At 35.7% G+C, this 14,099-nt stretch carries 9 protein-coding genes; 6 read left to right on the top strand and 3 right to left on the bottom strand.

From position 1 onward, the window contains the following. The first annotated feature begins 150 nt into the window (after positions 1-150). Entirely contained in the window at positions 151-2,274 is a 2,124-nt protein-coding gene (locus tag FS935_RS18030) for a glycosyl hydrolase 115 family protein (protein WP_146950033.1), read from the top strand. A gap of 95 nt (positions 2,275-2,369) precedes the next feature. Here FS935_RS18030 and FS935_RS18025 read toward each other — a convergent pair whose 3' ends face one another. Beyond that, complete coding sequence (locus tag FS935_RS18025; RefSeq protein ID WP_146950032.1) at positions 2,370-2,834, bottom strand: DinB family protein; 465 nt, start codon at positions 2,832-2,834, stop codon at positions 2,370-2,372. Between the two features lie 203 nt (positions 2,835-3,037). Between FS935_RS18025 and megL the strand changes: the two genes are divergently transcribed. Both megL and FS935_RS18015 read left to right on the top strand, forming a co-directional pair. Further along, positions 3,038-4,225 carry a methionine gamma-lyase gene (megL, locus tag FS935_RS18020; protein WP_146950031.1) on the top strand — a complete coding sequence of 396 codons (1,188 nt, stop codon included), beginning with the start codon at positions 3,038-3,040 and terminating at the stop codon, positions 4,223-4,225. A gap of 142 nt (positions 4,226-4,367) precedes the next feature. Beyond that, positions 4,368-5,531, top strand: coding sequence for an iron-containing alcohol dehydrogenase (locus tag FS935_RS18015; protein ID WP_146950030.1), 1,164 nt, complete (start codon positions 4,368-4,370; stop codon positions 5,529-5,531). 113 nt (positions 5,532-5,644) lie between these two features. Here the strand turns inward: FS935_RS18015 and FS935_RS18010 are convergent, their stop codons facing one another. Further along, entirely contained in the window at positions 5,645-6,529 is an 885-nt protein-coding gene (locus tag FS935_RS18010; protein ID WP_146950029.1) for a helix-turn-helix domain-containing protein, read from the bottom strand. Positions 6,530-6,769: 240 nt separating this feature from the next. On the opposite strand from FS935_RS18010, the gene FS935_RS18005 reads away from it, so the two are divergent. Continuing rightward, positions 6,770-7,648 carry a radical SAM/SPASM domain-containing protein gene (locus FS935_RS18005; protein WP_146950028.1) on the top strand — a complete coding sequence of 293 codons (879 nt, stop codon included), beginning with the start codon at positions 6,770-6,772 and terminating at the stop codon, positions 7,646-7,648. A 130-nt stretch (positions 7,649-7,778) separates the two neighbouring features. Here FS935_RS18005 and FS935_RS18000 read toward each other — a convergent pair whose 3' ends face one another. Further along, positions 7,779-9,188: a sodium/glutamate symporter gene (locus FS935_RS18000; protein WP_146950027.1), complete on the bottom strand. Its 1,410-nt coding sequence runs from the start codon at positions 9,186-9,188 to the stop codon at positions 7,779-7,781. A gap of 228 nt (positions 9,189-9,416) precedes the next feature. On the opposite strand from FS935_RS18000, the gene FS935_RS17995 reads away from it, so the two are divergent. Further along, positions 9,417-11,807, top strand: coding sequence for a GH36-type glycosyl hydrolase domain-containing protein (locus tag FS935_RS17995; RefSeq protein ID WP_146950026.1), 2,391 nt, complete (start codon positions 9,417-9,419; stop codon positions 11,805-11,807). 140 nt (positions 11,808-11,947) lie between these two features. After that, positions 11,948-13,972, top strand: a complete 2,025-nt coding sequence (locus FS935_RS17990) for a bifunctional diguanylate cyclase/phosphodiesterase (protein ID WP_146950025.1) — start codon at positions 11,948-11,950, stop codon at positions 13,970-13,972. Positions 13,973-14,099: the final 127 nt, after the last annotated feature.

Here is a 14,099-nt window from a genome sequence, read left to right as displayed (position 1 = left end):
AAAGAGACCTGATTTTTAATGGAAGTTATCTGATTTTCGAATTAATTATTTTGTGAAAGTTCAATACAATAAGGAGAAGTACATAAATTTCCGGATGAAATGACAGCGCTATCAACTTTTTTTAGCAATGATTTATTGAGGAGGGAAAAGATGAGTGAAGTTTCAGAAGTAATAATTGATCATAACTGTATAATTTCTGTTCCTAAAAACATATCAAAGCCTGTGCAGCATGCGATAGATATGATTGTTAGAGATCATAAAAAAGTATTTGGAAAACAGCCAGAAATCCTAGTAGATTCTGAGGACGACGCAACGATTGTGATAAGAAATCAAATCAATAATGATGAATGTCCCAATAGACCAGAAGCATATGGTTTTCGTTTCGTAAAAAATAATGATAAATGGTCAATGCAAATTAATGGATATGATGATTTGGGAATCATTTATGGATTACTAGAATATAGTCGTCGGTTCTTAGAAATAGATCCATTCTGGTATTGGGCAGACTTACCTGTTAAAACAGTAACAGAAATCCAGATTCCTACAGAAAAAGTTGATTCTGTGGAGCAAAAGGTGAAATATCGTGGGTGGTTCGTGAATGATGAGGTGTGTTTAATTGGATGGAAAGAGGAATATCCCCCATCAAGAGAGGTGTGGTACCCAGTATTTGAAGCTTTATTAAGATGTGGTGGTAATATGGTCATACCTGGTACAGATCTTCCGAAACATGGAGTTCATGCTGATTTGGCTCAAGAGATGGGATTATGGGTCACACATCATCATGCTGAACCTTTGGGTGCTGAAATGTTTTTACGTGCTTATCCAGGTGAAAAACCAAGTTACAAGGAACATCCTGAGTTATTTGAAGCTCTTTGGGAAGAAGCGATTCAGAAACAAAAAAATGAAAAGATTGTTTGGGTGCTTTCATTTAGAGGACAAGGAGATGCACCATTTTGGCAGTATGACCCGGAATTCGATACATCAGAAAAAAGAGGTGCGATGATTTCAAAAGTTGTTGCACGACAATATGAAATGGTTTGTCGTTCCGTTGACCAACCTGTTTGTTGCATGGCTCTTTACGGTGAAATAGCTGAGTTATATGAAGAAGGATATATAACCGTACCAGATGATGTTATTAAAATTTGGGCAGATAATGGGTATGGAAAAATGGTTTCGCGAAGACAAGGAAATGAAAACTATCGAATATCTTCTTTGCCTAAAGCGGGTGATACTGGCGAAAATGGGGTTTACTATCATATTACTTTTCATGATCTTCAAGCATCAAATCATTTGACGATGTTCCCTTCTCCTCCTGAACTAATTAAAGAAGAAGTAGAAAAAGCTTTTAACGCTAACGCTGCATCATATCTTTTATTAAACAGTGGAAATATCCGTCCACATCTATTTCCTTTAGATCTTATTAGTCATTTATGGCGTTATGGCAGGATTGATGTTGGTGAGCACCTACAAAAATTCCTCAGTCGGCTTTACAAGACCCATCACAATGAATTAACAAAGCTATACCGAAGCTTTTTTGAGAAATCCATTCAGTATGGACCTAATACTGATGATAAAGCTGGTGAAGAATTTTATCATCATAATGCTAGAAAAATCATTGGACATTGGCTTCAAGGTAAAAGCAATATTCCAAATGAGAAGCTTTTTTGGGCAACAGGTGAAATTCCCTTTATTGATCAAGTGAGATGGTTTTTGGATAAATGTGAAAAGAGTTTACCAGGCTGGGAGGAATTATTAAGAGAATGCCATCAGCTTTCTGCTAGTCTATCAAAAGAAGATCAACAAAGATTTTTTGATCAATTTATTCAACAAGTGGAAATCCATGTTTCAGGATGTAAAGGATTTATTTCATTATGTAAATCCTATTTATCTTTCACTGACCATGATCATCCACGAGCATTTGTTCAGGCTTCACAATCTATTTGGTCTTACAAGGACGGACTGGATGCATTCAAGAAAGCTGAACATGGAAAATGGGATAACTTCTACCGAGCAGATTGGCTAACAAACATTGAAAGCACCATCTACTCACTAGAAGCTCTAAGAAAATTCCTAAGAATGCAAGGAGATAGCCCCGACTTCTTCCTATGGTACAAAGAATACCTAATGCCAGAAACAGAAAAACATATATACTTAGAAAACACTCATCGCAATCCCTATTCGGATGATGAATTAGCTCGAATGCTAGCGGAGAAATGGTGCCTGTCACCGCCCGGTTTTTCTTGTTTCACAGATTGTTCCACAGCAACTAAATAAAAAAATGCCTGCTTCATCTGATGTTGATGTCAAACTGACAATTCATGAGATGGAACAGGCATTCTTTAATTGAAAACTGACATTACTTTAATTCTCTACACCAACTTCAATATAGATTTCATCATACCAAAATGCATTCCTTCATGATAGAAACCAAATCTAATAAACTCATGTGGAGTACTTAAGGTAAAACCTGTAGAAGTTGTATAAGGCTCTTGAACCTTTTCATCTAGATTACTTGAGTCAATCTCTATATAACGTTTTAACTGATTTTCTAATAATTGAACAATTGTTTCTACACTTGGTACAGCAGAATCCCATTTTGTTGGAGCAGTCCCTGGATTGAAATAGGTATCGATATTATCAGGGAAATGTGGAGAAGTATTCGTTATTCTTGAGTAGAATCTTTCACTGATTACATAAATATGACCTAGATTCCAATGGATATTATGTGGAAATCCTTCAGGTGTCTTTTCAATTTGCTTCTGTGTTAACTCGTTTGCAATTCGAATCGTAACATTACGAATAAATGTTAATTCAGAAAAAAGTGCCTGGCTCATGTTCGGGCTCCCTTCGAATAGAAAAACTGAATTTCAGAATATCAATTACCATTATATAGGAATTATAATATTATAGAAAGTAAGAATCCCAGTTTATGAGTTACTTAGAAAAATATCATGTACCCATGTGACGAATAAGTAATAGAGAAAATATCATACTATACAACAAGTATCATTCAAGATTGTATATAAGGGGGATTTTTATGGAAAAGGAAAGTAATTATCGCTTTGAAACAAAGTCTATACATGCGGGCTATGATGCAAAAAATCATAGTGACAGTTTAACCCCACCTATTTATCAAACCTCCACATTTACTTTTTCCTCCGTTCAACAAGGTGCTAATCGATTTGCCGGTGTAGAAGATGGCTATATTTATTCCAGACTTTCAAATCCAACTGTAACAGTACTAGAAGAACGGATGGCACAGCTAGAGGAAGGAGAAGCAGCACTTGCGTTTGGGTCTGGTATGGCTGCTGTCTCGGCTGTTTTAATTGGGTTAACAAAAGCCAATGATCATATTTTATGCTCAAAAGGCCTTTATGGATGTACCTTTGGGCTGCTTCAAATGCTTCAAGAAAAATATTCGATCCAGCATTCCTTTTCTCATTTATCAACAGCAGATGAAATTCGAGCGAATATTCGTGATAATACAACATGTATTTATATCGAAACTCCAATTAATCCTACAATGAAAATAATAGATTTAGAACTAGTTGCAAAAATTGCGAAAGAAAAGGACATCAAAGTTGTTGTTGATAATACCTTCTTAACACCATATTTACAGAAACCTTTACAAATTGGCTGTGATCTTCTGGTCCATAGTGCAACAAAGTACATCGGAGGTCATGGAGATGTGATCGCTGGAATAGTTGTTGGTGATGCAGATACGATCAGTTATTTAAAGAAAACTACGAAAAAAGATATAGGAGGAGTGATTTCTCCATTTGATGCATGGTTACTGCTAAGAGGACTGAAAACATTGGGTGTTAGGATGGATCGACATTGCGAAAATGCAGAAAAGATCGTTGAAAAGCTACGAAATCATGCGAAAGTTAAATCAGTGTACTATCCTGGGAATACAACACATTCTGATTATCATATAGTGAAAAAGCAAATGAAGAAATCTGGTGGTCTTATTTCATTTGAAGTTACTGGCTCATATGACGATGCCGTTAAATTTGCCGATCATCTAAAGTTAATTAAGATCGCCGTGAGTCTCGGTGATGCAGAAACTCTTATCCAGCACCCTGCATCAATGACACATGCTGTTGTTCCTGAAGAAACACGCAAAGAAATGGGAATATCAAATGAATTACTTCGGTTATCAGTAGGACTTGAAGCATGGGAGGATATTTGGGGAGATCTTGAGCAGGCATTGGATCAATTATGAAGAAAAACCGGGTGGTGACAGGCACCTCCCGGTTTTTCTTGTTTCACGAATGTTTCACAGCAAAAATACAAAGGCTAATGCAATGTAATTGCTTTCATTCATCAATAAATATTAATATAGAGTTTAGACAGGAGGAGAATTTATGCAAAACTTCACATTTGATAATAAAACAAAAATTATTTTTGGTAAGGATAAAGAGCAAGTTGTTGGCGAAGAATCTGTTGTTTATGGGAAAAAGCTTCTTTTACATTATGGTGGAGGAAGTATAAAGGAAAGCGGATTGTATGATACAGTTTTGAATTCGCTAAAAGAGCAAAATATTGAGGTATATGAGTTAGGTGGAGTAAAGCCAAACCCTAGAGTTAGTTTGGTTAGGGAAGGTGTTACTCTTTGTAAGGAAAATAACATCGACTTCATTTTAGCTGTAGGTGGAGGAAGTGTTATCGATTCAGCGAAAGCTATTGCTGCTGGAGCGAAATATGATGGTGATGTATGGGACTTCTTTACAGGTAAAGGTGCAGTCACAGAGTGCTTACCAATCGGTGTTGTGTTAACAATTCCTGCTGCTGGAAGTGAATCAAGTGCTGGAACTGTTATCACAAATGAAGATGGGGATTATAAGAGAGCAACTGGTTCTTTACTGATGAGACCACAGTTTGCAATTCTAAATCCAGTCCTTACATACACATTGCCTTCTTATCAAACTGCTTGTGGTGTAACAGATATGATGGCACATATTTTAGAGAGATATTTCACAAATGAAAAAAATGTTGAGTTAACTGATCGTTTATGTGAAGCAACGTTAAAGACAATTATCAATAATGCTCACACAGTGATTGAAGAGCCAACGAATTATGATGCAAGAGCAGAAATTATGTGGGCAGGAACGATCGCACACAATGACTTATTAGATACTGGTCGAATTGGTGACTGGGCAAGTCATGATATTGAGCATGAAATAAGTGGAATATATGATATTGCCCATGGAGCAGGATTAGCCATTATTTTCCCAGCTTGGATGAAATATGTGTACAAGCATGATATTAACCGTTTTGTTCAATTTGCTAACCGTGTTTGGGATGTAGAAATTGATCTAAACAACCCTGAAAAAACAGCGTTAGCTGGAATTAAGAAGCTAGAACAATTCTTCAGCTCTATTGGTATGCCCGTATCATTAAAAGAAGTAGACATAAATGACGAACACTTTACAGAAATGGCGAAAAAAGCAACAGAAAGATGGCCACTAGGTAACTTTGTGAAGCTGCATGCTGATGATGTGGAGAAGATTTATCAGTTAGCGAGATAATAGAGAAATTTGTATGTAGGAGACTTATCTTAGTGATAGGTCTTCTTTTTTTTAGGTGCCTGTCACCACCCGGTTTTTCTTGTTTCACAAAGATGTTCCACGCACACTAACCATCAATCACCATCCCCAATAAAGTCATATAGCCAACTAGGCAGTGTTCTTTCTTTTTGCTTTTCTTCAGATAGCATCTTATAAACCACACTATAAAAATATCCTTCAAATGTTGAAGTAATCATATTCATTTTTTTCCGGAAGATCGTTTGTTTAAAGGCGTTAATAACAAGGTCTATCACCTCATGTAGCTCGCATTTTAGGTTCACTTTGTTATAGGCAATTAAAACACGATTCCATAGTTTATAGATTTCGATTGGATTTAAGAATGGTTGTGTAGCTTGGACGAATTCCTTGTTCACAGAAGCAGGGATAAAGCTTGTATCCATTTCCCAAGCGGTATTAGCTTCGATATTGAAATCAGGTTGCTGTGGTTGGGTTGAAGCAGCTTCTCCTGTTATGGAATCACTAAATTCCGAGTTTATTACGTTATTAGGTTTATTATTATTTTTATTTCCACAGAGTGAGCTTTGTTTATTTCTTGCTTTAATAGGTGTGACAGATACAGTGACATCCTGGGGTGACATTTTATTTAATTGATGATCAATTGCTTCAAACGGTTGAAGAACTAGGATATTCACACCTTGTTTACCATTCATTCTTGCAGTGGGGATTTTCTTTAAGATTCCAAGGTCCTCAAGTTTTTTAACCGCTCGAATAACTGTTCTTCTACTAAGTTGTACTGCCTCTGCAATCGTGTCGTGCTTTGCAAATGAAACACCTACTACTTTCACAGAATGTTTCCAAATAAATTTGAGAACATTAAATGTTCCTTCAGAAAGTGCTGCTTTGTTTTTATATAGAAATCCACGAACAGCTTGGTCCATTTCCTCAATTGTACTGAAAGATTGATAGCTTCGAATACTTTCATAATTAAACTTTTCCACGTTAACTCCCCCATTAATAGAAAAATGAATGAATGGTTTACCTTCAATTCTTATATAGGGAAAATGGGGAGTAAGAGTAGCGTGTTATTTAAAAAAATAAAAATTGGGGACTGTCCCCCAGTACTTTAAAGCAGCATACTAAAATAAGGATGTTTGCATTCTGGGGAAATTGTGCTTCAATAGAGAGGGAGCATTTTGATGTTTTGTTCTAAGTTGTAAAGAGAAGTGAGGATAACGAGGTTGAAAAAGTTTAAGAAATTTTATGTAGAGATTACGAGTATTTGTAATCTTGCTTGTAGCTTCTGTCCACCAACAGAGCGGGTAAAACAATTTATTTCGATTGAGGATTTTACTAAAAGGTTAGATCAAATTAAACCTCATACAGATTTTATTTATTTGCATGTAAAGGGTGAGCCTTTGCTTCACCCTAAAATAGATAAGCTATTAGATATAGCACATGAAAAAGGTTTTAAAGTTAACATTACGACTAATGGGACGTTAATAAATAAAAATAAGCATAAGTTATTAAATAAGCCAGCATTACGACAAATGAATTTTTCACTTCATAGCTTTGATGGACACGAAGGTTCAAAGGATAAGCTAGGCTATGTGACAAGTGTGCTTTCGTTTATTAAGGAAGCAACAAGTCAATCAAATTTAATTGTATCGCTAAGATTATGGAACCTAACTGAAGATAATAGTGAGAATGTTGTCAAAGAGCAAAATCGTGAGGTTCTTGAGATTATTGAGAAAGAATTTGATTTGGACTATAAAATTGAAGAAAAAGTTGTTCCTGGCTCTGGAGTGAAGGTTGCAGAAAGAATTTTTATTAACCAAGATATCGAGTTTCAATGGCCTGCATTACATGAAGAAGAAGATGATGGAAAAGGCTTTTGTTATGGACTTCGAAATCAAGCTGGTATTTTGGCAAATGGAACGGTTATTCCTTGTTGCTTAGATGGAGAAGGAGTCATTAATCTTGGAAATATTAATGACGCCAATTTTTCAGATATTATTGAGGGAGAGCGCGCGAACAAGCTTGTAGATGGATTTTCACAAAGAGTTGCAGTAGAAGAGCTTTGTCGTAAATGTGGATATCGAAAAAGATTTGGGAAATAAATCAGAAAAAAATAAGACCTGCTCAGAGTATGAAGATAAATGCTCTTCTAACTTGTTAAGGTCTTTTTTTTTGTGCTGAGCTGTTTTTCACTACACCTATCTAACAAAAAACTTCTGTGAAACAACAACATTATTTCTTCCCAAAATAAAAAATACCTACAATCAACCACACAATCATGATTGCTAAGCAAAGGAAAAGAATTGGCACAGGACCAAATTCATAAATAAGTGGAAGTGATGCAGCTGTGAACAGTCCTCCACCAACCAATGGTTCAAACATCAATTGCTTGTATCCAAACGCTTCAAGTGCTTTTGTTTCTCCTTTTGAATCAGCGATACGGATTAACATTAATCCAGCTGCTGTCATGCCCATTGATTGACCGTAATCACCAATTCCTCTTTCAAACCAATTCTCTGGAATCATTCGCGGTGCTAAAAAGATAAAGGCAATAATATTCCATGTAATACCTGTTAAAGCCAACAGTAAAAATGGTAGGAAATTTTCACCGATGACAGTTAAAGATAAAGTGGCAATGGCACTAACGATCAGGAAATCTAGAGCCAATCCTTGTATTCGCAGGATCATTTTTCGGTCTATTAAATTGAACTTTCCAGTTTTATCTATAAGAATCTGTAAAATAACTCCACCCACCATTGCAAGAGGAAATAATGGGAGATGTGTAAGAATCTCTGTATCAGTCCATGCTCCCCATGTAATGCTTTCTACATAAATCAAAGCTTCTAACAAAGCCTTACCAGCTAAAATAGCTACTCCAATTATGGCAATATGAAGGGCAAGTGGCTCAATTGATTCTGGTTGTGTTGTCATTTTACCGGCTGAAGGTCGATCATCAGGCTTTATGATTCCACGAAGTTTATCTTCTGGTAAGTTATTTGGATCTTTCAGTATATTTGTTTTGTTTTTCTTTACAGCAATGTTAATTAAAATAATCCCTGTTACTACTCCTGAAACAACTCCTACAGTCGCAAGACCAATAGCAAGATTTGCACCATCAGCAAAGCCTAATTGTTGAAACGTTTCACTTAAACCTGCACTTGTTCCATGTCCACCTTCAAATCCGATTTCAATTAATGCACCTGCCATAGGGTTGATCCCGAAAAAAGGTGTAAGGAGAGTAATGGTTAATAAAAGTCCAAAAACATATTGCCCCCATGCAACAGTTTGTCCAAATGAAACCTGTGGACCAGTTGTAAGCCAAATATCCTTTATGTTCGGTATTTTTTTACCTAAAAAAAGTGTAGCGAATATCACACTTATTAATAAACCAGGAAGTGTTAACCAGGTGCTAAGAACATCTTCTGGGAAAACACCGTTAGAAAGCAAAGAGCTATTTCCTTGAGACTGTCCAATCAATTTTCCAAATACTTCAGGACCTAAAATTAGGGCAATAAAACCACCAAGAATTGAGCTTGGTAGAAAATATTTTTGGAAGACTGAAAAGCGTACTCTTATCCACTTCCCTACTATTAATAAAATTCCAATTAAGATAATGCTTAAGCCAACCATCTCCGCACTCATAGTTAACCTCCTTACTTTCTGCAAAATATTATTAATACTAAACAATTCCCTATATCAATTAGATAAAACAAATCGATGAACTATGGGTTATAGAAACCGGTTTATTTTTTCTATAAATTTCTAAAATATATCAATTAATGGATTGCTTTTTGATATACTAAACTTGTTCAAGTATATAAATTATAAGTATATCTTTATAGTAGATTGCTAAAGAAAGAGGGGATTATTGTGATAAGAGCGTCAGAAAATAACGAGTATTATGAGCTAACTAGTCCTACTAGTATGCCAAAGGCTTCAGGATTTCTTTGGAATGATAAGATGATGATTCATGTGAATTGTCGTGGATATGTTGTTGCGCAGTTTATGCAGCCAGAGCCTGCGAAATATTCGTATGCACCAAATTTGGAAGCGAAAACATTTATGCAGCCTGAACAGCCATATTATGCTCATCATCCTGGACGTTTTGTTTTTGTAAAGGATGAAGAAACAGGTGAAGTTTTTTCAGCACCGTATGAACCGGTTCGAGTTTCTACTGACCACTATACTTTCTGTGTAGGGAAAAATGATATTGTCTGGAAGGTTGAGCATCAAGGAATATTAATTGAAATGACACTGAGTTTACCTAAAGATGAAGCAATGGAGCTATGGAAAGTGAAGGTGAAGAATACTTCACAAAGAAAGAGAAAACTGAGTATTTACCCATATTTTACAGTGGGGTACATGTCATGGATGAATCAATCAGGTGAATATAAGAAAGAATTACAAGGAATTGTTTGTTCTGCGATTACGCCTTATCAAAAATACCAGGATTATGAAAAGATTAAAAACTTAAAAGATAAAACGTTTTTACTAGGTGATCATGAGCCATTATCATGGGAAGTTAACCAAGAAGCTTTTGAAGGTGAAGGTGGCATAACCTTACCATCAGCAATACAACAGAATGAATTAGAAAAAGGGGATTCTCGTTATGAAATGCCTGTTGCGGTTTTCCAGTACAAATTGGAAATGAATCAAGATGAAGAGAAGGAATACCGATTTTTATTTGGAGCAGCAAAAACAGAGGAAGAGATTGCTAACATACGGGAACGATATTTTTTAACGAAAAAGGAAACCGGTTTCCAAGATGGGTTTAGTTTAGCTCAAACAGAATATGCAAATTATGTAGCAGAAGGTCAGGGTTGTATTCAAATCAAAACACCAGATGCTGATTTCGATAATTTTGTAAATACTTGGCTACCTCGTCAAATGTATTATCATGGTAGTACAAATCGTTTATCAACGGATCCACAAACGAGGAATTATCTTCAAGATAATATGGGCATGAGCTATATTAAGCCACAAATTGCTAGAGATGCTTTTCTTTTGGCATTAAGTCAGCAAAAAGCAAGTGGAGAAATGCCAGATGGGATCATTTTACACAAAGATGCAGAGTTAAAGTACATCAATCAAGTACCACATACAGATCATTGTGTATGGCTGCCGATTTGCTTAAGTACTTATTTAGATGAAACAAATGACTATACTATTCTCGAAGAAATTGTACCGTTTGCTGGTGAAGCCGAAGAGGTAGCTACTGTTTCTGAACACATTAATCGAGCGATGTACTGGCTGATTAATGATAGAGATGAACGAGGTCTTAATTATATCAATCAAGGTGATTGGTGTGATCCCATGAATATGGTTGGATACAAAGGAAAGGGTGTATCAGGATGGCTAACAACAGCTTCAGCATATGCTTTTCTAATATGGGCTGATATTTGTGAGAAAAATGGACAGATCTCAAGTAGCAAAGAATTCAGGCAGCAAGCAGATATAACAAATGAAGTGATTAATAAGTATCTGTGGGATGGTGAGTGGTACGCAAGAGGCATAACTGATGATAATGTGGTATTTGGTATTAGTAAAGATAAAGAAGGACGAATTTTCCTTAACTCTCAAGGATGGGCGCTTTTAAGTGGTGCTGCAGACGAAACAAAAAAACAATCATTATTAGCTACCGTTACTGAACAATTAGAGTCACCATATGGTGTGGAAATGCTCGCGCCAGCTTATACAGCTATGAGGGAGGATGTTGGGCGGGTCACACAAAAACATCCAGGATCCGCAGAAAATGGCTCGGTTTATAATCATGCAGCTGTGTTTTATATCTACTCTCTTTACACAGTAGGAGAAACCGAAAATGCCTACCGTTTGCTACGTAAAATGATTCCAGGTCCAGATTTGAATGACATTCTTCAAAGAGGTCAATTGCCTGTGTTTATTCCAAATTATTACCGAGGAGCATATAAGCAAATTCCACGTACAGCTGGGCGCTCAAGTCACTTGTTTAATACTGGAACAGTTTCATGGGTTTATCGTTGCTTGATTGACGGTTTATTTGGAATAAAGGGTCAAAAAGAGGGACTTAGAATCAATCCACAGCTTCCTTCGGATTGGCAAGAAGCTTCTGTTAAACGTACATTTAGAGGGGCGGAGCTACAAATTGATATGAAAAGGGATGAAACTGTTAGCAAAATTGAAGTGTATGTGAACAATGAAATGGTGGAAGATGGGATACTTAAAGACTTGAACTCTACTGAAGAATATCACGTACTTGTAAAAATTCCATTAGAAGGTTAAAAAAAATACCTGCCGAGCTCCGATTTAAAGGGGTTTGGCAGGTATTTTTAGTATAAACTAGCCTCGAATACTAGACATAAAGAAGATTGTGCCGATATAAGTAGTATAAAAATTTTTAATGTAATGAGGTTGTTGCTACTATGTCACACACACAAGATCTTCTTAAACTAAGTGGGGAATATTCTTCTCCGATTGTTGTTCTTTCTATTGTTATTGCATGCTGTGCTTCATATACAGCACTGTCTTTGAATCAAAGGATTCAACATAATAGCTTTTTTCATCAATATTTTTGGTTAGTCCTCTCATCAATTGCGATGGGATTAGGGATTTGGTCTATGCATTTTATTGGTATGAGTGCGCTTGAGCTGCCAATTCCAATGGAGTATGACCTTATCTTAACAACAATTTCTGCTTTACCTGCTATACTTGCCTCTTTTTTAGCTTTTTATATTGCAAGCCGAGCTAATCGTAATCATTGGCCATATATTCTTGCGGGAATTACGATGGGTATTGGTATTTCATCCATGCATTATATCGGGATGGCTGCGATGAAAATGGATGCAGAATATGTGTATAAACCATGGGTGTTTTTATTATCAATTGTGATTGCTATTGTGGTTTCTTATGTGGCATTGTTTATTTTTTCAAATTCAAAAAGATTTATCGGAAATCAATATATAAAGATAATTACCGCGATTATAATGGGGCTTGGAATAGCTAGTATGCATTATACAGGAATGCTCGCAATTGATATTTATGTTGATCATTCTAGTACGATGGTTTCTCATGAATTCCATCAAATGGACATGTCACTTCTCATTATGGTTGTGACTATTGGGATATTTATTTTATTGTTTGTTTCTGCTTTAACTAGTTTACTAGATCGTTATGTTGATTATCGATTGCATAATTTTGATGCTTTAACACTTTTGCCTAATCAAAGGCAGTTTGAAAATAGTATAAATAATAGCAACAACGTTAGTGGTAGCTTAGCAATTATTCAAATTCATAATCTTGAAAATCTAATAGGTTTCCATGGATATTCATTGGGTGATGAAATTATAAAAATTGTAAGAGATATGATCAAAAATCAAATTCAAGCTTCTACAAGCTTATTTCGTATAGAGGCAAATCGCTTCGCATTACTTACTTATGAAGGATCAAAAAATGAAGAAGTCAAAAGGTCATTGGAGAGAATTTTATCATCATTTCAAAAGCCGATCATGGTTGGAGATAATTCAATACCAATTCATACTGTATGTGCAGTTAATTACTCGACTGGAAATAAAAATGTAAGAGAGTTATTTACTAATGCAATGGCTGTCCTTTTGCACCCTTCTATCAGTGAACAAAATAAGGTAATAGAGTATGACCCTGCCGTTCATACGTATAGTTTTGAAAGACAAATTGTACAAGATATTAATCGTGCAATGACGAACAATGAATTATTTATTGCCTATCAACCAAAGGTATGTTCGAAGTCGATGGAAGTAACAGGATTAGAGGCATTATTACGCTGGAAGCATCCAGAGCAAGGAATGATCTCTCCAGGAATTTTCATACCGGTTCTTGAGGATAATGGAAAGATCTTTGATGTCACTGATTGGATTATTCGCGAGGTATTTAAACAGGTTTCTATTTGGAAAGAAGCTTCTTTCCCGTTTTCACAGGTTTCTATAAATATTCCAGGTGCATATGTAACGTCAGCTAGATTATTAAATGTTATGACAAAGAGTCTATCAGAATATGGAATTAGCAGTAACATGATAGAGCTGGAAATAACAGAAACAAGTGTTATTCATGATATTGAAAATGCAATTTCAGCTGTTGGGAAATTAAGAGGGATGGGCTTATCTGTAGCATTGGATGATTTTGGAACAGGATTATCATCCTTGTCTTATCTTAAGCGAATTCCGATCTCAACAATTAAAATTGATAAATCGTTTGTTGATGATGTTCCTTTATCTGAAAAAGATTCCGATATATTAAAAGCGATCATTACACTTTGTCACTCCTTACATCTAAAAGTTGTCATAGAAGGTGTTGAATCAAAAGAACAGATTGATTTCATTACATCTGTTTCAGAAGCACTTCATATACAAGGCTATTATTTTTCACGACCGCTTATCGAGGAGGAGCTAGTCACTTGGTATAAAAACAGATAATAAGCTCTATTTGTCATCCTAATAGGTAATAATTCTCTTAAACTCTTTTTTAGAAAATACTTCATAACACATTAAAACTTGACGATATAAAGAGTATAGGAAAACGTTTACAAAAAAGGAGCGCAAA

This window comes from Metabacillus litoralis, assembly GCF_007994985.1.
Taxonomy (GTDB): domain Bacteria; phylum Bacillota; class Bacilli; order Bacillales; family Bacillaceae; genus Metabacillus; species Metabacillus litoralis.
This window is presented reverse-complemented; position numbering and strand designations above follow the sequence as displayed.